This is a genomic window from Bradyrhizobium sp. SZCCHNR1093 (genome assembly GCF_032381175.1).
Lineage (GTDB): Bacteria > Pseudomonadota > Alphaproteobacteria > Rhizobiales > Xanthobacteraceae > Bradyrhizobium.
Window position 1 is genome coordinate 217,239 of sequence record NZ_JAUHJJ010000003.1, and the last position, 22,970, is coordinate 240,208.

Genomic DNA, 22,970 nt, shown 5'->3' on the forward strand with positions numbered 1-22,970 from the left:
TCCGTTTCTGAACTTCTACAGGGCTTCGTCGACGACGCCGTTGCGCAAGGTGCCGACGCCCTCGGCTTCGATCTCGATGACGTCGCCGGGCTTCAGATAGCGCGGCGGATCGAACCGTGCACCGGCGCCGGTGGGCGTGCCCGTCACGATCACGTCACCGGGGACAAGCGTGGTGAAGGTCGAGATGTAGTTGATGAGGTAGCGGAAGCCGAAGATCAGCCGCGACGTGCGGTCGTCCTGGCGCAATTCGCCATTGACGTGCGTGGTCAGCCTGATGTCGGCGATCTGGCGCTCATCCGTGTAGGGCACGATCCAGGGGCCGAGGCTGCCCGTCGAATCGAAGTTCTTGCCTTGCGTGACGTTGAATTTCGCATGCCGCACCCAGTCGCGGATCGTGCCCTCGTTGCACAGCGTGAGCGCGGCGATGTGATCCAGCGCCTCGCTCTCCGGAATGTGCCGTCCGGCCTTGCCGATTACGAGGACCAGCTCGCCCTCATAGTCGAGCTGCGGCGAGGCGCGCGGGCGCACCAGCGGCGTGTCATGGCCGACGAAGGAGCGCGGCGTGCGCATGAACATCGACGGATATTTCGGCGCGTCCTGGCCGTCCTTGTACTCGGCGTTGCGATCGGGATAGTTGACGCCGATGCAGATGATCTTCTCGGGCGCGGGGACCGGCGGCTGCCAGCTGATGGCATCGAGGCCATGATCGGGCGACAGCCCGGCTGCGGCATCGATCAGCCGGGGCAGGGCTCCCGCGGCGATCACCTCGCGCAAGGTCGGATAATCCTTGGCGAACCGCGCGGAGAGATCGATGAGGCCCTTGTCGGTCGCAAGTCCGTAGCGGACCGAGCCATCGGCGACATAGGTGGCGAGGCGAGGGGAGGTCATGGGCTTGTCTCCTTACACGCCGAGCCGCTGGATCTTGTGGGTGCCGCGCGCGAGCGAGACGTGCTTGGTCTCCATGTAGAAGTCGAACGAATAGTCGCCGCCGTCGCGGCCGATGCCCGATGCCTTCATGCCGCCGAACGGGGTTGGCAGGTGGCGGACATTCTCCGAGTTCAGCCAGATCATGCCGGCTTCCAGCGCGTCGGCGACGCGCAGCGCGCGGCCCATGTCGCCGGTCCAGACATAGCCGGTAAGGCCGTATTGCACGTCATTGGCGATCGCGATCGCGTCAGCCTCGTCGCGGAACGGGATCACGGTGAGGAACGGCCCGAACACTTCTTCCTGCGCCACGCGCATGGTCTGGCGCGCGCCGGTCACCAGCGTCGGCTCGACGTAATGCCCGCCACCCGGGCCGTCGAACCGCTTGCCGCCGACGGCGATGATCGCACCGTCCTCGCGTGCAACGTCGACATAGGAGCAGACCTTGGCGAGATGCCGCTCGTGGATCAGCGGCCCGAGCTCGGTGGCGGGATCGAGCGGATGACCCACTTTCAGCGCACGCACGCGCGCCGCAAGCTTGGCCGTAAAGGTCTCGGCGATACTCTGCTGCACCAGCAGGCGGCTGGATGAGGTGCAGCGCTCACCGTTGAGCGAGTAGATCATGAACACGACGGCATCGAGCGCGCGGTCGAGATCGGCATCGTCGAACACGATCACCGGGTTCTTGCCGCCGAGCTCGAAATGCACCCGCTTCAGGGTCGGTGCGCCCTGCGCCATGATCGCAGATCCCGTCGAGCTCTCGCCGACGAAGCCGATTGCCTTGATCGCGGGATGCTCGGTCAGCGCCCTGCCGGCCTCCTCCCCGAAGCCATGAACGGTGTTGAGGACGCCGTCGGGAATGCCGGCGTCCTTGGCGAGCTTGGCCAGCCACTGCGCCGTGATCGGCGACCATTCCGCCGGCTTGTGCACGACCGTGCAGCCCGCCGCGAGCGCCGGGGCGATCTTCCAGGTCGACAGCATGAACGGCGTGTTCCACGGCGTGATCACGCCGACAGGCCCGATCGGCACCCGCGTCGAGATGTTCCAATGCTCGTCGCTCGGCGTGCTCAGGCCGTCGCGGGCCTCGGTGCATTTGTCGGCGAAGAAGCGGAAATTCTCGGCGGCGCGGATCGCGGCCTTGGCCATGAAGCGATAGGCCTGACCGGTGTCGATGCATTCGAGCACGGCGATGTCGTCGGCATGATCCTCGATCGCGTCGGCCACGCGATGCAGCAGCTTGCGCCGCATCGCCGGCGCCATGTCGCGCCACGACTTGAAGGCGAGGGCGGCCGACGTCGCCGCGCGATCGATGTCCTCGGCATTGCCGCGCGCGACCTTGGCGAGCACGGCACCGTCGATCGGAGACTTCGTCTCGAACGTCGCGCCTGAGATCGCCGGCACCACCTTGCCGTCGATGAAGTGACCGATGCCCTCGTCCTTCAGCTTCGCGAGCAGGGGAGCGGCACGGTCGAGATTGGCCTTGTAGATGTCGGCTTTGGGACTGGCCTTATCCATGGGATGCCTCCGCTTTCAGGGCGTCGTGGATGTTGTTGCGCTTCCAACTGGTCGCGGCATCGTTGATCTGCATGTCGAAGGACAGCGCGAACTTGCTACTGGCGAAGACTGGGTCGAGGTAATCTGAAAGTGCCTTGAAGACGTGCTCGCCGGCCTTCTGCCGTGCCGCGAGGTCGCGGCCTTCGCCGAGCCGCAGCAGCATCGCGAGGAAGGCGGAATCGGGCTTGCCGTCGGCGATCGCGTAGTGCTCGCAGCGGATCGCGCGCACGCGGATGCCGCCGATCGGAAAGATCCCGGTCTCGCTGGCGGCCTTGCGGACCACTTCGCAAAGGTTGCCCATCATGACAAAGCCGTCGAGATTGGCGGAGTATTCGATGCTGAAATGCGGCATGGTGCGGTCGCTCCGGGGCAGGCGTCAGGCGAAGTAACAGCTCACCGTCCCATACGGGCCGTAGTCGGCCTGGATCGTGTCGCCCTTGCGCGCCTCGATCGGCCGGATGAACGAGCCGGCAAGGACCACCTGTCCCGGCTCCAGCGCGAATCCATTTGCCGCGATCTTGTTGGCGAGCCACGCAACGGCCGTTGCCGGGTTGTTCAGCACGCCGGCGGCCAAGCCGGTCTCTTCCAGTTGACCGTTCTTATAACAGAGTGCGCCGATCCAGCGCAGGTCGGCATCGAGCGGCCGCAGCGGCCGGCCGCCGAGCACGATGCCGGCATTTGCGGCGTTGTCGGCGATCGTGTCGAAGATCTTGCGCGTCGCCTTCGTTTCCTGATCAACCCGCTCGATCCGGGTGTCGAGAATCTCCAATGCCGGCACCACGAAATCGGTCGCGTTGAGCACGTCGAACAGAGTGCAGTCCGGTCCCGAAAGACGATGCTTCATGACGAAGGCAAGCTCCGCCTCGATACGCGTCGCGATGAAGCGGTCGGACGGCACCAGCCCGCCATCGGCAAAGAACATGTCGTCGAGCAGCACGCCCGAATCCGGCTCATCGATGTTCAGCGCGCTCTGCATCGCCTTCGATGTCAACCCGATCTTATGACCCCTGATGATGCGCCCCCCGGCCACCTTGATGCCGATCCAGGCCTCCTGGATGGCATAGGCCTCTGCGATGGTGATATCGGGAAACTCCTGCGACAACTGCCTGATCTGGCGGCGGCTCTTTTCGGCCTGATCCAGGCGTAAGGCGCAGCTATGAATCTGGTCGCTCGCAAGAGGCATGGTCTATCGCTCAGAAAAGAGATGGCGGCAGATGATTAACATGTTAAGTTTCAGCCGGCAAACCGAAACGGCGTTTGCTGCAGTGCAAATATTCAGGATGGCCCACGGGAGATTGATGTGAGCGAGACCAGGGCCAAGGTCGCCAGGCAGGCTGCGAAGGAAGCGCGCAAGGTGCCAATGCGCGACTTCTCGCAGTCGCTGCCGATGGCCTTGTTGCGGGCGCGTGAGGCCGTGATGCGGCAGTTTCGCCCCAATCTGCGACAGCACGGCCTGACCGAGCAGCAATGGCGCATCTTGCGCGCGCTGGCGGCGGTCGATGTGATCGAGGTGACGGAGCTGGCGCGGGTCGCGTTCCTGCTCGGGCCCAGCCTCTCTCGCATCCTGCGCGATCTCGAGGCGCGCGGCTTGATTCAGCGCGAAGTCGATAGCCGCGACATGCGCAGGGGCGTGTTGTCGATTTCCGCCAAGGGCATGAAGCTGATCGCGCAGGTCGCGCCGAGCTCAGAGGCGATCTATGCATCGATTGCCAGCCGGTATGGGGCCCGCAAGCTTGCCGCATTGCACAAGATGCTGGGCGAGCTGGAGCAGAGCGTCGGCGGCGATCTCGACGCCTCCGACGACGGCGATGGCTGATATGCCGCGGACCAAGCGCAATGGCGCGGTCTCATGCTTGGCAGGCCGTTCGGCGTTTTGATAAGAAGCGATGCAGTCGAGCGGAGAGGGCGTGCGTCGCAGGCATGGCAAACCATGCTAACTCTGTTTTCGCATGCTGATCGAACCCGCGAGTTGTCATGGTCACTATCAAGGTTGCGCATCTCATCGATTTCGTTGCCGACGTCTTCGAGCACGCCAATTCCTCGCCGGAGGAGGCCCGCCGGATCGCGACCTATCTGACGACGGCCAACCTGACCGGGCATGACAGCCACGGTGTGATCCGCGTGCCCGTCTATATCCGTTGGCAGAAGATGGGTTCGATCGTGCCCAACCAGACCGCAGAGGTCGTGGTCGACACCCCGTCGCTGGTGGTCGTCGACGGCAAGTTCGGCTACGGCCAGACCGTGACACCACAGGCCGTGAAGATCGGCATCGAGCGTTGCAAGAAGAGCGGCTTGGCTGCGTTGGCGCTGCGCAATTCCGGCCATCTCGGCCGGGTCGGCGACTGGGCGGAGATGGCCGCCGCTGAGGGACTCGTCTCCATTCATTTCGTCACGGCCGCAGGCTCGCTGCTGGTGGCTCCCTATTGCGGAGTCGAGAAGCGGTTCTCGACCGCGCCATATTGTGTCGGCATCCCACGCCAGGGACAGGATCCCATCGTGCTCGATTTCGCGACCTCGATCGTGGCTGAGGGCAAGGTCCTGGTGGCGAGCCGCGGCGGCAAGAAGCTGCCCAAGGGCGCCTTGATCGATGCCGATGGTACGCTCAGCGAGGATCCGGCGGTGCTCTATGGACCCTATGAGGCCGAGGGGACGCGTGACCACACCAAGGGGACGGGAGCGATCCGCGCCTTCGGCGAGCACAAGGGCTCCGGTCTCGCCTTCATCTGCGAGCTGCTTGGCGGCGCCTTGACCGGCACCGGGGCGACGTCGGCAAACCGGCGCTTTGCCAACGGCATGCTCGCGATCTACATCGACCCGAAGGTGGTCGATCCGGCGAGCTTCTTCGATGGTGAGATCACCCGCTACACGGATTTCATCCGGGCGACCAAGCCGGTCTCCGGCGTCGATCAGGTGCTGGTGCCGGGCGATCCCGAGCGCAAGATGCGGGCCGAGCGTACGGCCAATGGCGTGCCCTTGCCCGATGACACCTGGGCGGCAATAGTGAACACGGCACGCGAAGTGGGTGTCAGCGAAGCGAGCATTCAGCGGGCGACATCGTGATATCAGTGTGATTTGCGGGTGGCGCGAAGCATCCATGCTCAAATTGAGCGGGATTGCATTGCGTTGAGCCATGGGCGAAAACGAATTCTAATGAGACAGATCGGTTGAACAACAAGGGAAGGAAACGCAGTCGTGGCGAACAATAAGGTCAAGCAGCTCTGGGCCGAAGGCAAGACGGTGGTGAATGCCTGGCTCGCGATCCCCTCGGGCTTTTCCGCGGAGGTCGTGGCTCAGTGCGGCTTCGACAGCGTCACCGTGGACATGCAGCACGGGGTGCAGGACTATCTGTCGATGGTGCAGTGCTTTCAGGCGATGCATGGCCATCCGGTCACGCCGATGGTGCGCGTGCCGTGGAATGAGCCCGGCATCATCGGCAAGGTGCTCGATGGCGGTGCCTATGGCGTCATCTGCCCGATGGTCAACACAGCGCAGGAAGCGCGCGACCTCGTTTCCTATTCCAAATATCCCCCGAAGGGCGTCCGCTCGAACGGCCCGATCCGCTCCGGCATGTATGGCAGCGCTGGCGAGTATCAGAAGACGGCCAATGATGAGATCGTGCTGCTGCCGATGATGGAGACCAGGACCGCGGTCGAGAACATGGAAGCCATTCTCGATGTCGAAGGCATCGACGGCGTCTATATCGGTCCCTCCGATCTCGGCTTCTCCTATGGTCTCGTGCCGAAGCTCGATCGCGACGAGCCGGAGATCCTCAAGATCTATGAGAAGATCGTGAAGGAATGCGGCAAGCGCGGGCTCAATCCCGGTATTCATTGCAGCGGCGCCGAGGGCGCGGTCCGCGCCATCAACATGGGCTTTAAGCTCGTGACCTTGTCCAACGAGGTCGGCCTGATGCAGGTCTATGCCCGCCAGCAAGTCGCGCAGACCCGCAAGGACTCCGGCGGCAAGGCCTGAGGCGAATTGCGAATAGGGAGTAGCGAATAGGGGATTCATTCATTCGCTATTCGCAACTCGCTATTCGCATGCCGGTTTGCGACCTACCGATACAAACGAAGAGAGACTGCCATGGCTCCCGCCCCCGTCATCCGTCTTCATCCCGAGGACAGCGTCCTGATCGCGCGTGCGAGTCTGCCGCCCGGCCTCGCGGTTGCCGATGGCGTGGCCACGGTGGACCGCATTCCGGCGGGGCATAAGGTCGCGGTGCGTCCGATCGCGCAGGGCGAGCCCATCCGCCGCTACGGCCAGATCATCGGCTTCGCTACCGCGCCGATCGCGCCGGGGCAGCACGTTCATACACAGAACTGCGGCATGGGCGATTTCGCCAAGGATTATGCCTATGGCGTCGACGTGAAGCCGACGCCGAATTTCGATCTTCCGGCGACGTTCGAGGGCATTCGCCGGCCCGATGGCCGGGTCGCGACCCGCAACTACATCGGCATTCTGACGTCGGTGAACTGCAGCGCGCATGTCGCGGGCCTGGTCGCCGACGTCTTCAAGCGGAATCCCTTCACCGGTGATGATCCGCTCGCCGACTACCCGAACGTCGATGGCGTCGTGGCGCTGACGCACAAGACCGGCTGCGGCATGACGCTCGACGAGCCGCTGAAGCTGCTGCGGCGAACCCTCGGCGGCTACGCGCGTCACGCGAACTTCTCTGCGGTGATCGTGCTCGGTCTCGGTTGCGAGGCCAATCAGATCGGCGGACTGATGGAGGAGCAGAAGCTCGCCGGCCGTCTGCGTGCCATGGACATCCAGGAGGTCGGTGGCACCCGCAAGACCGTCGAGGCCGGCATTGCTTTCGTCAAGGAAGCGCTCGCCGACGCCAACAGGGTCAAGCGCGAGACGGTTCCGGCCAGCGAGCTGACGGTCGCGCTGCAGTGTGGCGGCTCCGACGGCTATTCCGGCATCTCGGCCAATCCGGCGCTCGGTGCAGCAAGCGATCTGCTGGTGCGACATGGTGGCACGGTGATCCTGTCGGAGACGCCCGAGACCTATGGCGCCGAGCATCTGTTGACGCGCCGCGCAGTCAGCCGCGACGTCGGCGAGAAGCTCGTCTCCCTGATGCGCTGGTGGGAGGAGTATACGGCGCGCGAGGGCGCGGAGATGAACGCCAATCCCAGCCCGGGCAACAAGGCGGGTGGCCTGACGACGATTCTCGAGAAGTCGCTCGGCGCGATGGCCAAGGCCGGCAGCACCAATCTGGTCGATGTGCTGCATTATGCCGAGGCCGTCACCAAGAAGGGCTTCGTGTTCATGGACACGCCTGGCTACGATCCCGTCGCGGCGACGGGGCAGGTGGCCGGAGGAGCCAATCTCGTCTGCTTCACGACCGGACGCGGCAGCGTGTTCGGCTGCAAGCCGGCGCCGTCCATCAAGCTCGCGACCAACACGCCGATGTACAGGCGGATGGAAGACGACATGGACGTCAATTGCGGCACCATCCTCGACGGCGAGGAGACGGTGCAGGAGTGCGGCCAGCGCATCTTCGAATTGATGCTGAAGACCGCCTCGGGGCAGCCGACCAAGAGCGAGAGCTTCGATTTCGGCGGGGCCGAGTTCGCACCCTGGGTGCTCGGCGCGACGATGTAGCAGGATCACTCAGCTATTCGGCTGCCCCATATCGGGGCTGCCGTCTGAGATGTCCCGGCATCTGATCGCAGCTGAGATCGCCTATAGCTGAGACTGGATCGCAACTGAGATCAGATGACAGGTGAGCGCGCCGCCATGTGCTGGCCGTCGCGGGCAGTCCGTCATGGGCTGGCCCTGCCGACGCTCGCGTGGCAGCGGCGCAGAGCAATTTACCGCTGGTGGCCCAGGCCGATGCCGAGCGCCAGGGCCTTCTGACGGAGCGAGCCTTCGGTCCGCTTCATGGCCTTGGCGATCTTGGCAACCGGGGTCTTGGACTTCGAGTGCTGCTTCAGCAGCTTGATGTCGGCGGGCGTATAGGGTTTCCGCGCCAACTTCTTGGTAGCTGCCTTCTTAGCTGTCTTCGCCACTTGATTCTCCTTTTGGCAATGGTGGTCCTAAATAGCATGTGTAGTCGAGCTATCAAGCGATTGCGGCAAATGCAACGCTATTAGTTCTTGTTAGTTCATCATTCGGGGTTAATCCCTGCTTTGAGGGACTGGTCAATCTTCCGTGAGCGCCTGCGCGCCTTCCTGTGGACAACTCTCCGCGTGCGGCTGGAGAGGTTGTTTGTTCTTCTCTCGTTCTTCGTGACGGGCCGGATTGGGGCGCGCAGCGGCCGGAAAAGCGACCGGTGCGTGCAGCTGAAGCACCTGACAGGGGAGGCTTAACTCGACCTACGCGGACCCAAATGCCGCCTTTCGGGCTTAGGATAGTTCAATAGGCAGCTCTGCCCTTTGTTAGTGCTTGATCCCTAAGCACAGCAATGTTCTGCTTAAAAAAGTTGCTGGAGCGCCGAAACCTCGTGTCAATCTACGTCGCATTACATCACGTCACCCATTACAAATACGATCGTCCGGTCGAACTGGGCCCGCAGACCATCCGCCTGCGTCCTGCACCACATACCAGGACCCCCGTGCTGAGCTATTCGCTCAAGGTCACGCCGCCCAACCATTTCGTGAACTGGCAACAGGATCCGCAAGGCAATTGGCTGGCCCGCTACGTTTTCCCTGAGAAGGTGAACGAACTCAAAATCGAGGTCGACTTCACGGCGCAGATGACCGTGATCAATCCGTTCGACTTCTTCGTCGAGCCTTATGCGGACAGTTTTCCCTTTGCCTATCCGGAGGGTCTCAAGGTGGAACTCGCGCCCTATCTCGAGACGATCGAGCCGGGGCCGTTGTTCGCGGAATACTTGAAGTCGATTCCCCGCGATGCGGACAACACCGTCAACTATCTCGTCGAACTCAATGCGCAGTTGCAGAAAAAGATTCGTTATATCATCCGGATGGAGCCCGGTGTTCAAACGCCGGAGGAGACGCTGTCGTCGGCCGCCGGCTCCTGCCGCGACTCGGCGTGGCTGCTGATCCAGACGCTGCGGCATCTCGGCCTCGCCGCCCGCTTCGTCTCCGGCTATTTGATTCAGCTTCGTCCCGACATTGATCCGGTCGAGGGGCCGGTCGAGGTCGAGAATGATTTCACCGATCTGCATGCCTGGGCCGAGGTCTATCTGCCCGGTGCTGGATGGATAGGCTTCGACGTCACCTCGGGCATGCTGGCGGGCGAGGGACACATCCCCGTTGCTGCGACTCCCCACTATCACTCGGCCGCGCCGATCAGCGGCAGCGCCGGAGTTGCCGAGGTCAACTTCAACTTCGAGATGAATGTGAGGCGCATCCGCGAAGCGCCGCGGATCACCCGGCCATTTTCGGATGAGGCGTGGGACCGGCTCGACCGCCTCGGCGAAGCCGTCGATGCCGATCTCGCCGCGAACGACGTGCGGCTCACGATGGGCGGCGAGCCGACCTTCGTGTCGATCGACGACATGGAATCGGCTGAGTGGAATACGGCTGCCGTCGGCCCGGCCAAGCGCGGGCTCGCCGACAGCCTGATCCGGCGTCTGCGCGCGCGCTTCGCGCCCGGTGGCCTGCTGCATTACGGCCAGGGCAAGTGGTATCCCGGCGAAAGCCTGCCGCGCTGGGCGTTCGGACTGTATTGGCGCAAGGATGGTGAGCCGATCTGGCGCAATCCGGACCTGATCGCCAGCGTCGATGGTCCGCGCAAGGCGACGATCCAGGATGCGGAGCGTTTCCTCGACACGGCCGCCGAGACGCTCGGGCTCGAATCCGACTACGTGCTGCCCGCGTTCGAGGATCCCGTGCATTGGCTGCAGAAGGAAGCCGCCCTGCCCGAGAACGTCGACGCACTCGACTCCAAGCTCGCCGATCCCGAAGAGCGCGCGCGCATGGCGCGGGTGTTCGACGAAGGCCTGCACATCCCGCGCGGCTTCGTGCTGCCGATCCAGCGCTGGAATGCACAGCCCAGGCGCTGGCGCAGCGAGCGCTGGGGCCTGCGGCGCAAGCGCCTGTTCCTGATTCCCGGCGACTCGCCGCTCGGCCTGCGGTTGCCGATCGGCTCGCTGGCCTACATTCCGCCGGAAGATTTCCCGTATATCCACGAGCAGGACCCGATGGAGGAGCGCGGGCCGCTGCCGATGTTCACGCAGGGGCGGCCGGTGATCGTGCCACAGGTGCCGCCGCTGCCGAAGCTCGACCGCGCGCCGAAGCCGCAGCAGGACGTTCAGTATCAGTACTGGGGCGGGCTCGGCGTCCGCACGGCGATGTCGGTCGAGATCCGCGATGGCATTCTCTGCGTGTTCATGCCGCCGGTCGAAACCATCGAGGACTACCTGGAGCTGGTCGCAACGGTCGAAGCGACGGCGGAGGTGATGCAGATCAAGGTTCACGTGGAGGGCTATGCACCGCCGTTCGATCCGCGCATCGAGGTGATCAAGGTGACGCCCGATCCGGGCGTCATTGAGGTCAACATCCAGCCGGCCGCGAGCTGGCGGCAATCGGTCGACATCACCTTCGGACTTTATGAGGATGCTGCAAAGGTGCGGCTCGGCGCCAATCGCTTCCTGATCGACGGCCGCCACACCGGCACCGGCGGCGGCAATCACGTCGTGGTCGGTGGCAGCTCGCCGCCGGATTCGCCGTTCCTGCGCCGCCCCGATCTGCTGAAGAGCCTCGTCCTGTATTGGCAACGGCATCCGTCGCTGTCTTATTTGTTCTCCGGCATGTTCATCGGGCCGACCAGCCAGGCTCCGCGCATCGACGAGGCGCGCCACGACAGTCTCTATGAGCTGGAGATCGCGCTCGCCAATGTGCCACGGATCGGGCAGAGCGTGCCGCTGTGGCTGGTCGACCGGCTGTTCAGGCATCTGCTGGTCGACATCACCGGCAATACTCATCGCTCGGAGATCTGCATCGACAAGCTCTACTCGCCGGAGGGACCGACGGGCCGCCTCGGACTCGTGGAGTTCCGTGCGCTGGAAATGCCGCCCGATCCGCGCATGTCGCTGGCGCAGCAGCTTCTCATCCGTGCGCTGATCGCCAAATTGTGGCGCGAGCCGCAGGACGGCAAGTTCGTGCGCTGGGGCACGGCGCTGCACGACCGCTTCATGCTGCCTCACTTCATATGGGACGACTTTCTTGATGTCCTGGATGAGCTGAGGTCGTCCGGCTACGATTTCTCGCCGGAATGGTACCAGGCGCAGCTCGAGTTCCGTTTTCCGACCTTCGGCCGCGTGCAGCATGGCGGCGTGACCTTGGAGCTGCGGCAGGCGCTGGAGCCCTGGCATGTGCTGGGCGAGGAAGGCGCGGCCGGTGGCACGGTGCGCTATGTCGATTCCTCGGTCGAACGACTTCAAGTGAAAGCCGAAGGTTTCATCGAAGGCCGCCACCTCGTGACCTGCAATGGTAGGAGAATGCCGATGACCTTGACGGGGCGTTCGGCGGAGGCGGTGGCGGCGGTTCGTTTCAAGGCGTGGCAGCCGGCCTCCGGTCTGCACCCGACGATTCCGGTGCATGCGCCGCTGACCTTCGACCTGATCGACACCTGGAATGGCCGTTCGCTCGGCGGCTGCGTCTATCACGTCGTCCATCCCGGCGGCCGCAACTACGACACCAAGCCGATCAACTCCTACGAGGCGGAGGCGCGGCGGCTCGCCCGCTTCCAGGATCACGGCCACACTCCCGGACGAATCGCGCTGCCGCCGGAAGAACGCACAAATGAATTCCCGATGACCCTCGACTTGCGCAGGCCGCTCCTGCATTGATGAAACGGAGTTTGTGCGGAGGACCAGGGTATGGACGGCTCGAGCGGCCAGGACCAGGGAGCGAGCCCCGCCGCCGGTCGGCCGGCGGCACGTTCTCCGCTGCGCCGCGCCGAGCATTGGGCGCGCGACTATGCCCGGCTCCCCGGCATCCCCGATGAGTTCATCGGGGCCGACGGCCGTCCGCGGCCGGTCTGGACCCGCTTTGCCGAGACCTTCGCCGCACTCGCGCCGAGCGACATCGAGCGCCGCTTCGCCTCCGCCGATCGCCATCTGCGCGAAGCCGGCGTCACCTATCGCTCGCCGGGCGATAACGCCGAGCGGTTGTGGCCGCTGAGCCATCTGCCGCTGCTGATCGACGAGTCCGAATGGGCGCAATTGTCCCAGGGCATCGTCCAGCGCGCCGAGCTGTTCGAGCGGGTGCTGCAGGACATCTATGGCGAGGGACGGCTGGTGGCGAGCGGCGCGCTGCCGGCAGCCGCCGTCGCCGGGTCCAGCGAATATCTGCGCCCGGTCTGCGGCGTCAAACCGCCCGGCGGCCGCTTCCTCAGCATCTACGCCGCCGATATCGGCCGTGGGCCCGACGGCGGCTGGTGGGTGCTCAACGACCGCACCCAGGCGCCGTCCGGCATGGGCTATGCGCTGGAAAATCGGCTGGTGCTGTCGCGCGCCTTCTCCTCGATCTACAAGTCCATGAACGTCGAGCGTCTCGCGCCGTTCTTCGAAGCGTTCCGCGATGCGCTGCGCGCCAGCGCCGATCGTGACGAGCCGCGCATCGGCGTGCTCACGCCGGGCATGTTCAGCGAGACCTATTTCGAGCACGCGACGCTGGCGCGCTATCTCGGCTTCCTGCTGGTCGAGGGCGACGATCTCGCCGTCAGCGGCGACCGCGTGCACATCCGCACCGTCGCCGGCCTGAAGCGCGTCGACGTGCTGCTGCGGCGGCTCGATTCCAACTCGCTCGATCCGCTCGAGCTCGACGCGGCCTCGCGACTCGGCGTCGCCGGCCTGATGGACGTCGTGCGCAAGGGCGGTGTGGTGATCGCCAACATGCCGGGCTCCGGCGTGCTGGAGGCGCGCGCGCTGCTTGGCTTCCTGCCGAGCCTTGCGCGGCGCGTGCTCGGTGAGGATCTCAAGATCCCGCACATCGCGACCTGGTGGTGCGGCCAGAAGTCCGCACGCGACGAGGTGCTGTCGCGGCTCGAGGAGTTCGCGATCGAAGGCGCCTATGGCCGCGCCGTGCCGGGCTTTGCCAGCAGCGGTCCGGTGCTCGCTGGTGAGCTGTCGGCCGCCGAGCGCGAGCGGCTGCGCGCTGCCATCAGCCTGCGCGGCATCGATTATGTCGGCCAGGAGGTAGTGCGGCTGTCGACCACGCCGGTGTGGCAGGACGGCCGGATCGCGCCGCGGCCGTTCGTGCTGCGGGTGTTCGCGGCCGCCACGCCCGACGGCTGGACCGTGATGCCCGGCGGCTTCTGCCGCATCGCCGACAAGCTCGATGCGCGCGCCGTGTCGATGGGCGACGGTGCGCGCGCCGCCGACGTCTGGGTAGTCGCCGACAAGGCGGTGGCGGCGCGCACCTTGCTGCCGGGCTCCGACAACGTGCGGATACGCCGCATCGCCGGCGTGCTGCCGAGCCGCGCCGCCGACAATCTGTTCTGGCTCGGACGCTATCTGGAGCGCGCCGAGGCCACCGTGCGGCTGATCCGGGCGCTCGCAGCCCAGCATCGTGATCCCGGCAAGGGATCGCCGGCGCAGCTCAACACCTCCGAGCGCATCCAGCGGCTGTTGCTGGCGTGGGGCGCTGTTGAGCAGACCTCGCGCAGCAAGGGATTCCAGGTGGCTGCCGAAGCCCTGCAGGCCGAGGCGCAGTTCGGCTCGGCGCTGTCGCTGCTCAAATCGGCGCAGCGCACCGCGACCTCGCTGCGCGAGCGCCTCTCGCCCGACGCCTGGCAGGTCATCACCGAGATGCCGAATCGGCTGGCGCAGGAGGCCGAGGATGAGGACGCCGTCGTCAGCATCGCCGAGCTCACGCTCGACCGGCTCGCGAGCTTCGCCGGCCTTGCCCAGGAGAACATGAACCGCGCCGCCGGCTGGCGCTTCCTCGACATGGGTCGCCGCGCCGAGCGCGCCATCAACACCGCGCGGTTCGCGCGGCAGTTCGGCTATGACGAGGCGACGCCCGAGGATCTCGACGTCCTGCTCACCCTGGTCGATTGTCAGATCACCTATCGCTCGCGCTATCTGATCGGCCCGGCGCTGGCGCCGATCCGCGATCTCGTCGTGCTCGATCTCTATAACCCGCGCTCGGTCGCGTTCCAGGTCGAGCTGCTGAACGAGCACATTGCGAGCCTGCCGGTCCTGAAGGAGAACGGGCTGATCGAGCGGCCGCAACGCCTCGCGATCTCGCTGGGCGCGCGGCTGACCGCAGCGGAGGCGGCCCATCTCGACGGCCGCACGCTGTTTGCACTGGAGCAGGACCTGCTCAATCTGGCGGAGGCGATTGGCCAGCACTATTTCCCGCACGGTCCGAACGCGACGCGGCCGGAAAAGCTGACGGGCCTCGCGTGATCTACGACATCCGGCATGTCACGACCTATGAGTATGAGAGCGCCGTCAGCTTTGCGCGCTGCTCGCTGCGCCTGGAGCCGCTCAGCGGCGACGGCCAGGAGTTGATCTCGCACAGCGTCGACATTCGCCCGCGTCCCTCGGAGCGGACGGCGCGGCGTGATTTCTTCGGCACGCTGACCGAGAGCATCGTGATCGACACTCAGCACCGCCATCTGCGCATCGACTCGCGCTCGCGGGTAAAGCTGTCGCGCACACCGCCGGAGCGCGATGCGCCGAGCGCGGCCTGGGAGGACGTGCGCGATGCCGCCTTCGAGGCGACGAGCCTCGGCCCGTCGTCGCCGATCGGCTACGTCTTCGCCAGCGCGCTGGTGCCGGTGCTGGAGCCGGTGACGGACTATGCCGCGGCAAGCTTTCGCGCCGGCACCGGCATCGTTGCCGGCGCGGCCGACCTCATGCGGCGCATCCGCAAGGAGTTCAGATACGATCCGAAGGCGACCGTGATCTCGACCCCGTTGCGCGAGGTGTTCGACAATCGCCACGGCGTCTGCCAGGATTTTGCTCATATCATGATCGCCGGCCTGCGCGGTCTCGGTCTGCCCGCGGCCTATGTCAGCGGCTATCTGCGCACCATCCCGCCCGAGGGCCAGCCGCCGCTGCAGGGCGCCGACGCCACCCATGCCTGGGTGTCGCTGTGGGGTGGCGAGGAGCTGGGCTGGATCGGCTTCGATCCGACCAATGATCTCCTGGTCGGCAATGATCACATCATCCTCGGCATGGGCCGCGACTTCTCCGACGTCTCGCCGGTCGATGGCATCATCGTCGGTTCGCGCAAGCAGAAGCTCGGCGTCGCCGTCGATGTGGTGATGGTCGAGTAGGGTTCCCTCACCGGGAACGGCCGGAACATTTTTCCCGCATCGCACTTGATCCGCCCGAGGGGCCCGAATGGGGGCTGGCTGACCTTTTCGAGCGATGGAGTGATCGACATGAAACGCGTTGCAATCGTCATTGGCCTCGTCGGCGCCTGCGTCGCCGGCAGCGCCTCGGCCCAGCCGAGTGCGAACCTCACCGGCACCTACCGCTGCATCCAGATGTGCCGCGACGGCATGATCGGCGCGCCGGCCTTCGTGACGCAGAACGGCGATGCCGTGAACCTGACCACCGAGACCGGCGAGTCCCTCCAGGCTTGGCCGGACTGGAATGCTCCCAATAGCCGGCTGTGGATCGATGCGCGCGACGAAAGCGCGGTGTATTCGCCCGACGGCATGCGCATTCAGTTCGACGACGGCCGCGTCTGGGAGCGCGACCTGCCGCCGCCGCTGATCGTGCGCCGCGCGCCGGTCGTGTACGGGCGATAAGCGATCGCCATTGCTACCAAGGCCCTCGCGCACGCGGGGGCCTTGGTTTGCGGGTGAGATGAAAGGTGCCGGCCTCACAATCACTGTCGTCCCGGCGAACGCCGGGATCCATAACCCCAACTGAGTGATGGGCGGCACGCTGTTAGCAGCATCTCGCACGTCACTCCTGCTGCGGAGTATGAGTCCCGGGCTTGCCTGGGACGACGGCGAGTTTGTTGCACGGTCTCTCCACCATTCGCGCTGCGGCGGGATACTTTCCGCTATCATTGTCCGCGAAAGCAGACGATCCAGTATTCCCCAGCAGGGGTGATGAATCGAGACGCCGCGGCGTACTGGATGCCCGCCTGCGCGGGCATGACACGGAGTATGAGGCAGCGTTCTCGCGACATGCGTGCGACAAACTGGCACGACGGGCAATTCGGGCATGGCGGATATGCGCGATCGATTAGTTGTCGTTCAGACAGCGAGCGGTATGCTGAATCCGGCACCAGCAGAGAAGCTCAGCACTTCCGCATCTGCAAACAATGCTCTCGTCCCTCGACATCAGTCCGAAACGACTCGATGAAGCCGCCCTGGCGCTGGGTCACATACACGGTCTTGCCGTCGGTGCCGCCGAAGGCGAGGTTGGTCGGCTCCTTGGCTTTCAGCGCGATCTCCCTGATCATGCGCCCATCCGGCGCCAGCATGGCGATGCTGCCCTTGAGGATGCGCGCGACCAGCAGCCGGCCGCTGGCGTCGGTGCGCAGTCCGTCGATCGTGTTCGGCTCGAAGGTCTTGATCAGCTTCGGCCGTGTCAGCGCGTCGCCGTCGATCGCATAGGACCAGATCTCGCCGCTGTTGGATTCGCCGACATAGAGTGTGCGGCCGTCGGGGCTGAGATCGATGCCGTTGGCGGTGCCCATGGCGCGTGGCGCGATCATCGCCGCGCCCTGCATCACGCCATCAGCGCCCTTCGCAATGCGCCAGACGCGGCCGCTGCGCGCCTTCCAGTTGGGATCGCTCGCATAGATGGTGCCGTCGCGTGACAGCGTGACGTCGTTGGGCTGGCTCATGTCGTCGCCATGGAAGACGAGGCGGGGCTCGGTGGTGCCGGGCGCGATGGCGAAGATGTTGTGCTTCTTGTAGTCGGCGACGAACATGACGCCGGCAGCGTCGATGCGGATCGCATTGCCGATGCTGCCGTCGGGCAGCTCGGTGAATTTCTCCGAGGCCGTCGCTTCCGGCGCCAGCCTGCCGATCGTGCCGGGTTTGCTGATATTGACCACGAACAGATTGCCGTCGCGGTCGACGGCGGGGCCTTCGATGCCGAAGGTGTATTCGCCTGACGGTGTGAGCTGCGTGCTCTCGAACAGTTTTGGGGCGGCCAGAGCAGGGACGGTCGCAAGGACGAGCATTGCGAGTTCCGCCAAACGCGGGATGCGTAGGGTGGGCAAGGGCGCGATGCGACGCTGCTTCCGCGCCAACACCGTGTGCGGCGCGCCGTACCCACCATCGCGGGCAGCGGTGCTCGCGACTACCCCCACCCCCGACCCCTCCCCGCAAGGGGGAGGGGAGCACACTGCGCCTGTGGCAGTTGCTTTGCTCATCCCAGGGATCATCTCGTCGCGTCCGTCAGAGCGGCACCAGAAACTGCTGTTGGATGTAATAGCCATCGTCGTCCGTGCAGGTGCCGTTGAGATAGGTGTCGGCTGGCCGGAAGAAACGGCTGAAGCCGGGCTTATTGACGGCAGACCTCTCGGTCACCACGACGATCTTGCCGAACGGAATGTCGCCGCATTCGCGGCCGTCCGCGGCGAAGAACTTGCGGTGCGGCGGGCCACCCGCTTTGACCCGCATCCGCGTGCCTGGAACCAGGCGCGCGACGAGGTCGTCGGCCACATCAAGCAGTTTCGCATAGCCTGGTTCCGTCTTGATCAGGTCGGCCCCGGGCGGCATCTGCCGCTCGGCACCCAACCCGCGCAATCGCTGACGCAGCCGGCCGGCTTCGGGATCGCCGGGATAGATCCAGCCGTCCTGGGCCAGCATGAAGCGCAGCACCGCGAGGTCCTTGTCTCGATCGGATTGTCCGGCCTCGAGGCCGAAATCCGAATGGCAACCGCGACAGTGTTTCTCGATGAGGTTCTTGCGCACCATCGCCAACCGCGCGCGCCCGGCAGCATCGTCCAGCACCAAGGCGGCCAGCCGGTCGATCAGTTGATCGCTTCTCGTGTCGCAAGGCAACGGCTCGGGTGCAGCCTCGTCCGTGTGGTCGATCCGGATCACGGTCTGGTTCTTGTCCTCCACCAGCCAGATCGCGCCGTCGTCGGCCACGGTCATGCCGACCGGCGCACCTTGCGGCCGGATGCCGTTGACGCGATGCCAGCCGGTGATGATCTCGTCGAACGCCGCGGCCGGCGCGGGACCGGCTGCGGTCTGGAAAGCGCGGGTCGGCTCGGCGGCGCAGCTCACATGATAGCGCACCGGCGCCGGGCTCACTTTCGGGAAGCCACGCTCATCGACCTCATAGGCGAGCAGCCGGCTGCCGGTCGGCCGGTAGCCGTGCAGGCCGACCAGCAGCCTGCCTTTCAACTCGTCGAAGCGATCGCCCGTGTAGTAGAGCATGCCGAGCGGCGCGCCATGCGGCGGCAGCAGCGACCAGGGCTGCTTGTAGAGCGCGGTCTCATTGCAGAAGTTTCTGAGAGCGCCGGATTGCAGCACGCGCTTGAACTCCGGGCTCGGCGTCGCGAGATCAGTGCAATAGGGCCAGCCGTAATGGCGTCCTTGCTCGATCGCATTGATCTCCTCGTTGGGTGCGAACACGTCCTGCAGATCGCGCGCGTTCTCGCCCTGCAGGAAGGCGGTGCCGGGATCGGGAAAACGCGGATGCAAAGCCAGCGCCATCGAGTTGCGCAGGCCGCGCGCGTAGACCTCGTGCGGCGGCGACGGATCGCCGGATTTCAGCGCCGCAAAGACGCCGCCGGCCGGTGGCGTGAACAGCCAGATCGCGGCGAGCGCCGAGGTGCCTTCACCGGCGGCGCAGGGCTGCGTGATCGGCGCCTGCGACAGGCAGTTGTCGCTGGGCGAGCCGATGTTGACGAACAGCCGTCCGGTGCGGTCGAAGGCGAATGCCTTCAGCGGATGCGCACTTTCCGATAGGCGCGTGCCGTCGGGCAGCGTGAGGCGGCGTCCCGGCAGGTCGCGGATGATGGTCTCGATCGTTGCTTTCGGATTGCTCGCGAGCGGCTCGAAGCGGAAGATCGACGTATCGGTAGCGGCGTAGATCTTGCCGTCGGGACCGGCCGCAAGCCCGAACGGATAGGACAGCCGCGTGATCGCCTCGCGGAGGCGCTGGCCGGCCGGCGCCGCGGGATCGAGGATCAGCAGCCGGCCGTCGTCATGGCCCCAGCCGCCCATGTCCGCGATCACGAACAGCCGATGGCCGGGGATCTGCACGATGCCGCGCGGAAATCTCAGGCCGTCGTCGCGGCTGGCGACGAGGCCGGCGCAGAAGCCCGGCTTCATGTCGATCTGGAGGCGCGGAAAGGCGAGGGCGCCGTCGCCGCAACTGGCCGGGCCGAGCGCGTAGCCGCTGCGGATCGTCGCGTCGTCGGCGCGGCCAGCTCCGATGCCGATGAGCATGGCAGTCGCGACGGCTGCAAGACTGTGCCACGACCATCTCATGCGTTGGTCCCGATCAATGAAGCAGATTGTATTGGATGACGTAGGCGGCGGCGCCGGCAAAATAGCCAAGCAAGGCGATGCCGCTGATGCGGCGCACGTACCAGAAGAAGTGGATGTTCTCGAGCCCCATCGCGGCGACGCCGGCCGCCGAGCCGATGATCAGGATCGAGCCGCCGGTGCCGGCGCAATAGGCGACGAACTCCCACAGAAAACTGTCGGGCGGAAACTGGCTCAGGCTGTACATGCCCATCGACGCCGCGACCAGCGGCACGTTGTCGATCACGGCGCTGGCGAGCCCGAGCACGATCACGATCAGATCGAGCCGGCCGACGGTACGGTCGAGCCATTGCGCCAGCGCCTCGAGGATGTGGGTGTGCTCGAGCGCGGCGACTGCCAGCAGGATGCCGATGAAGAACACGATCGAGGGCATGTCGATCCGGGTCAGCGCATGCACCAGGGTCAGGCGCTGCTTCTGCTCGGAGGCCTTCTCGCGATGGACGATCTCACCGACCATCCACAAGAGGCCAAGGCCGAACAGGATGCCCATGAACGGCGGCAGGTGGGTCACCGCCTTGAACACCGGCACGGCGACCAGGATGCCAAGGCCCATGAAGAAGATCAAATTGCGCTCGAACGGCAGGATCGGGCTGATCGAGGCGAGGCCGGCGCTCGCCGGCGGCACGAGCTGCTTGCCGCGCAGGGTGAAGCTGACGACGGCGAGCGGGACCAGCAGGTTCAAGAGCGAGGGGATGAAGACCGACTTCATGATCGCGAGCGGCGTGATCTGGCCGCCGATCCACAGCATGGTGGTGGTGACGTCGCCGATCGCCGACCAGGCGCCGCCGGCATTGGCGGCGATGACGATGATCGATGCGAAGACCAGGCGGTCCTCATCGTGGCCGGACAGCTTCTTCATCAGCGACACCATCACGATCGCGGTGGTGAGGTTGTCGAGCATGGCGCTGAGAAAGAAGGTGACGAAGCCGACCAGCCAGACCAGGGTGACCTGGTTGCGGGTGCCGATCAGCGAGGTCACGACCTCGAAGCCGTTATGGGCGTCGATGACCTCGACGATGGTCATCGCGCCGATCAGGAAGAAGATGATCTGGGCGGTCGAGGCCACGGACTCGTTGAGCTCGGTCGCGACCGCCGGCGCGGTCCCGCCCATGACGGCGTAAATGGTCCACATCAGGCCGGCACCGACCAGGGCGGTGGCCGCCTTGTTGATCCGGAACGGGTGCTCCAGCGCCACCACGGCATAGGCGAGCGTGAAGACGGCGACGATGGCAGCGGTCATCGCGGGGGATTTCCGGTCATGAATCTCGGCATGGGCAGCGTGGAACCGCCCCAGATATGACCGATCGGCGGTCCGCCAGCAAGCAGGGGACCGAAACCGCGTCGGGTCCTACACCACGGCCGACGCGATCGCGTCGGCGTGGCTGCGGATGGCGCGGATCTCGTCCGCGCTGCGGCGCGCACGGTCTTCCGCATCTTCAAGATCGTTGCAGCATGGAGCTCGGCAAAAGCTTGCTCATCGTTGCGTCCGGCACGGGCCAGAAGTCTGCTGAGATGCCCGACGTAACCCTTCTGATCCGCTGATCCGCGCTTGTTGACCGCATCTGTCTCCTCCATGCGCTTCCTGAGAGCGGGTCAGAGTCCGATGCGGATCACCCGAATGCTTGCGGTCATCGTTGCGAGGGAGCAAAGCGACGAAGCAATCCAGGCCTTTCGCGTCGCCCTGGATTAATTCGCTGCGCTCACAAGGACGGCGGAGGAATTCAGAGCCGGACGAACGGGCTGATGAGGCGGCCGAGCAGGCCGTGCATGCGCAGGTCGCCGGTCATGGCGACGAGGCAGAGGCAGGGGCCCTCGTCACCGACCACCGGACGATGGTCGACCTCGTCGTCGCCATAGTCGAAGTCGCCGGGTCCGTAATAGCCGCCGAGATGGCTGAAGCTGCCCTTCAGCACGCAGGTCAGCTCATTGCCGGAATGCGTATGCTCCAGCATCCGCGCCCCTGGCTCCGAGCGCAGCAGGAAGGCGCGCGATTTGCCGGTGCCCGGCAGCAGGATCGGGCGCATGCTGATGCCGGGCGCGACGCGCCGGCGCTTGCCGATCTTGCAGCGCTTGACCATCTCGGGCAGGTCCGCGAGCTCGGGATCGTGCTCGGCGACCTCGCTCACCTGCGGCGCCGCCTGCGGGCGTCGATCGATGCGGGCCATCACGGCATCGAAAGCATCCGCGCCCGTCGCGACCGGCTCGGCCGCGTCCAGCGAGGCGCCGGCGAGCTGCTCGATGGCGCGCACGAAGCGCTGGCATCGGCCGCAATCGGCGACATGGACACCGACGACCAGCCGCTCGGCCTCGTCGAGCGCACCAGTGGCGAAGTCGGCCAGCAGGTCTTCCGGCGGGTGGTGGCTGATCGTCATGTCGCGTCGTCCAACAGGTCTCTCAGGCGATTCATCGCCAGTCTGATTCGTGACTTTACCGTACCCAGCGGCAGGCCGAGCACCGCCGCGATTTCCGAATGCGGTCGTTCTTCAACGAACGACAGGCGGATCACGGTGGATTGCTCCACCGATAATCTTTCGATCGCGGCCGCCACCCGCGTGGCATCTTCGACACGCGAGACGATCTGGTCGGCCGCGAGCGTCGGATCGGCCTCCTCGTCGCGCACTACTTCCCTGCTCAGCCGGCCGTCGCGGGCGGCCTTGCGCGCGGCGTCGATCCGCTGGTTGCGCGCGATCGTGAAGATCCAGGCGGCCGCGCCGGCCGTCGACGGATCGAATTGCCCCGCCTTCGTCCACACCGCCACCATGGTGGATTGGGCGATTTCCTCAGCGTCGTCGGCGTTGCAGCCGGTTTTGATGAGGAAGCCTTTGATGCGGGGCGCAAAATGCGCGAACAGGGCCTTGAACGCCTCGCGGTCGCCGCGCGCGGCGACGCGTCCGATCAATTCAGCCCAGTCCACAGTCGCCTTCGGCCCTCTGCTCACATTCACCCTGGTACGGGCACCGAACGCCCGTGCAAATTTCTGCCGGGACGATGCCACGTTCCATTGCGCTAATCCAGCCGCTCTCATCGCGTGGTCATGGTCCCCGGCACGCATGCTTGATCCCGGATAACGTGGATCATGGACGGCTGGATCA

Annotated in this window: 18 protein-coding genes; 8 read left to right on the forward strand and 10 right to left on the reverse strand. The window is 65.4% G+C overall.

Features of this window, described 5'->3' with window-relative positions; all coding sequences use genetic code 11:
* Positions 1-15 precede the first annotated feature (15 nt).
* From QX070_RS12065 to hpaH, 4 genes are read right to left on the reverse strand one after another with little or no spacing between them, the layout of a single operon-like run.
* On the reverse strand, positions 16-888 hold the full coding sequence (locus QX070_RS12065; RefSeq protein ID WP_315737274.1) for a fumarylacetoacetate hydrolase family protein: 873 nt from the start codon (positions 886-888) through the stop codon (positions 16-18).
* 12 nt (positions 889-900) lie between these two features.
* Positions 901-2,439, reverse strand: coding sequence for a 5-carboxymethyl-2-hydroxymuconate semialdehyde dehydrogenase (hpaE, locus tag QX070_RS12070; RefSeq protein WP_315737275.1), 1,539 nt, complete (start codon positions 2,437-2,439; stop codon positions 901-903).
* Positions 2,432-2,830 carry a 5-carboxymethyl-2-hydroxymuconate Delta-isomerase gene (locus tag QX070_RS12075; RefSeq protein ID WP_315737276.1) on the reverse strand — a complete coding sequence of 133 codons (399 nt, stop codon included), beginning with the start codon at positions 2,828-2,830 and terminating at the stop codon, positions 2,432-2,434. The genes hpaE and QX070_RS12075 overlap by 8 nt, the downstream gene beginning before the upstream one ends.
* 24 nt (positions 2,831-2,854) lie before the next feature.
* The gene (gene hpaH / locus QX070_RS12080) at positions 2,855-3,661 is read right to left on the reverse strand and encodes a 2-oxo-hept-4-ene-1,7-dioate hydratase (RefSeq protein WP_315737277.1); all 807 of its coding nucleotides are present in this window, start codon (positions 3,659-3,661) and stop codon (positions 2,855-2,857) included.
* Between the two features lie 177 nt (positions 3,662-3,838).
* Here hpaH and hpaR point away from each other — a divergent pair, with 177 nt between their 5' ends.
* From hpaR to QX070_RS12100, 4 genes are all read left to right on the forward strand, one after another.
* Positions 3,839-4,294, forward strand: coding sequence for a homoprotocatechuate degradation operon regulator HpaR (gene hpaR, locus QX070_RS12085; protein ID WP_409998890.1), 456 nt, complete (start codon positions 3,839-3,841; stop codon positions 4,292-4,294).
* A gap of 158 nt (positions 4,295-4,452) precedes the next feature.
* Positions 4,453-5,538: a malate/lactate/ureidoglycolate dehydrogenase gene (locus QX070_RS12090; RefSeq protein WP_315737279.1), complete on the forward strand. Its 1,086-nt coding sequence runs from the start codon at positions 4,453-4,455 to the stop codon at positions 5,536-5,538.
* 132 nt (positions 5,539-5,670) lie between these two features.
* A complete protein-coding gene (locus tag QX070_RS12095) occupies positions 5,671-6,450 on the forward strand; it encodes an HpcH/HpaI aldolase family protein (RefSeq protein WP_315737280.1) in 780 nt (259 codons plus the stop codon).
* Between the two features lie 111 nt (positions 6,451-6,561).
* Positions 6,562-8,085 carry an altronate dehydratase family protein gene (locus QX070_RS12100; protein ID WP_315737281.1) on the forward strand — a complete coding sequence of 508 codons (1,524 nt, stop codon included), beginning with the start codon at positions 6,562-6,564 and terminating at the stop codon, positions 8,083-8,085.
* 209 nt (positions 8,086-8,294) lie between these two features.
* Here the strand turns inward: QX070_RS12100 and QX070_RS12105 are convergent, their stop codons facing one another.
* Positions 8,295-8,492: a hypothetical protein gene (locus tag QX070_RS12105; RefSeq protein ID WP_008964013.1), complete on the reverse strand. Its 198-nt coding sequence runs from the start codon at positions 8,490-8,492 to the stop codon at positions 8,295-8,297.
* A gap of 434 nt (positions 8,493-8,926) precedes the next feature.
* Between QX070_RS12105 and QX070_RS12110 the strand changes: the two genes are divergently transcribed.
* The 4 genes from QX070_RS12110 to QX070_RS12125 all read left to right on the forward strand — a co-directional run bounded on the left by QX070_RS12110 (position 8,927) and on the right by QX070_RS12125 (position 16,161).
* Positions 8,927-12,241, forward strand: a complete 3,315-nt coding sequence (locus QX070_RS12110) for a transglutaminase family protein (RefSeq protein WP_315737282.1) — start codon at positions 8,927-8,929, stop codon at positions 12,239-12,241.
* A gap of 30 nt (positions 12,242-12,271) precedes the next feature.
* Complete coding sequence (locus tag QX070_RS12115; RefSeq protein WP_315737283.1) at positions 12,272-14,806, forward strand: circularly permuted type 2 ATP-grasp protein; 2,535 nt, start codon at positions 12,272-12,274, stop codon at positions 14,804-14,806.
* Positions 14,803-15,681, forward strand: a complete 879-nt coding sequence (locus QX070_RS12120; RefSeq protein WP_315737284.1) for a transglutaminase family protein — start codon at positions 14,803-14,805, stop codon at positions 15,679-15,681. Before QX070_RS12115 ends, QX070_RS12120 begins: the two co-directional genes overlap by 4 nt.
* 99 nt (positions 15,682-15,780) lie before the next feature.
* Positions 15,781-16,161, forward strand: coding sequence for a hypothetical protein (locus tag QX070_RS12125; protein ID WP_315714907.1), 381 nt, complete (start codon positions 15,781-15,783; stop codon positions 16,159-16,161).
* Positions 16,162-16,661: 500 nt separating this feature from the next.
* Here QX070_RS12125 and QX070_RS12130 read toward each other — a convergent pair whose 3' ends face one another.
* From QX070_RS12130 to QX070_RS12150, 5 genes are all read right to left on the reverse strand, one after another.
* Positions 16,662-17,555 (reverse strand): SMP-30/gluconolactonase/LRE family protein, encoded by an 894-nt coding sequence (locus tag QX070_RS12130; RefSeq protein WP_315737285.1) that lies wholly within the window; start codon positions 17,553-17,555, stop codon positions 16,662-16,664.
* A 217-nt stretch (positions 17,556-17,772) separates the two neighbouring features.
* Positions 17,773-19,779, reverse strand: coding sequence for a PQQ-dependent sugar dehydrogenase (locus tag QX070_RS12135; protein ID WP_315737286.1), 2,007 nt, complete (start codon positions 19,777-19,779; stop codon positions 17,773-17,775).
* A 55-nt stretch (positions 19,780-19,834) separates the two neighbouring features.
* Positions 19,835-21,118: a sodium:proton antiporter NhaD gene (gene nhaD, locus QX070_RS12140; RefSeq protein ID WP_315737287.1), complete on the reverse strand. Its 1,284-nt coding sequence runs from the start codon at positions 21,116-21,118 to the stop codon at positions 19,835-19,837.
* A gap of 481 nt (positions 21,119-21,599) precedes the next feature.
* Positions 21,600-22,250, reverse strand: a complete 651-nt coding sequence (locus QX070_RS12145) for a ChrR family anti-sigma-E factor (RefSeq protein WP_315737288.1) — start codon at positions 22,248-22,250, stop codon at positions 21,600-21,602.
* A complete protein-coding gene (locus QX070_RS12150) occupies positions 22,247-22,792 on the reverse strand; it encodes a sigma-70 family RNA polymerase sigma factor (protein WP_315737289.1) in 546 nt (181 codons plus the stop codon). Before QX070_RS12150 ends, QX070_RS12145 begins: the two co-directional genes overlap by 4 nt.
* Positions 22,793-22,970 lie beyond the last annotated feature (178 nt).

Coding starts and splice junctions, on each gene's coding strand:
- QX070_RS12065 (WP_315737274.1), bottom strand. CDS start 888: ATGACCTCCCCTCGCCTCGCCACCTATGTCGCCGATGGCTCGGTCCGC.
- hpaE (WP_315737275.1), bottom strand. CDS start 2,439: ATGGATAAGGCCAGTCCCAAAGCCGACATCTACAAGGCCAATCTCGAC.
- QX070_RS12075 (WP_315737276.1), bottom strand. CDS start 2,830: ATGCCGCATTTCAGCATCGAATACTCCGCCAATCTCGACGGCTTTGTC.
- hpaH (WP_315737277.1), bottom strand. CDS start 3,661: ATGCCTCTTGCGAGCGACCAGATTCATAGCTGCGCCTTACGCCTGGAT.
- hpaR (WP_409998890.1), top strand. CDS start 3,839: ATGCGCGACTTCTCGCAGTCGCTGCCGATGGCCTTGTTGCGGGCGCGT.
- QX070_RS12090 (WP_315737279.1), top strand. CDS start 4,453: ATGGTCACTATCAAGGTTGCGCATCTCATCGATTTCGTTGCCGACGTC.
- QX070_RS12100 (WP_315737281.1), top strand. CDS start 6,562: ATGGCTCCCGCCCCCGTCATCCGTCTTCATCCCGAGGACAGCGTCCTG.
- QX070_RS12115 (WP_315737283.1), top strand. CDS start 12,272: ATGGACGGCTCGAGCGGCCAGGACCAGGGAGCGAGCCCCGCCGCCGGT.
- QX070_RS12130 (WP_315737285.1), bottom strand. CDS start 17,555: ATGCTCGTCCTTGCGACCGTCCCTGCTCTGGCCGCCCCAAAACTGTTC.
- QX070_RS12135 (WP_315737286.1), bottom strand. CDS start 19,779: ATGCTCATCGGCATCGGAGCTGGCCGCGCCGACGACGCGACGATCCGC.
- nhaD (WP_315737287.1), bottom strand. CDS start 21,118: ATGACCGCTGCCATCGTCGCCGTCTTCACGCTCGCCTATGCCGTGGTG.
- QX070_RS12145 (WP_315737288.1), bottom strand. CDS start 22,250: ATGACGATCAGCCACCACCCGCCGGAAGACCTGCTGGCCGACTTCGCC.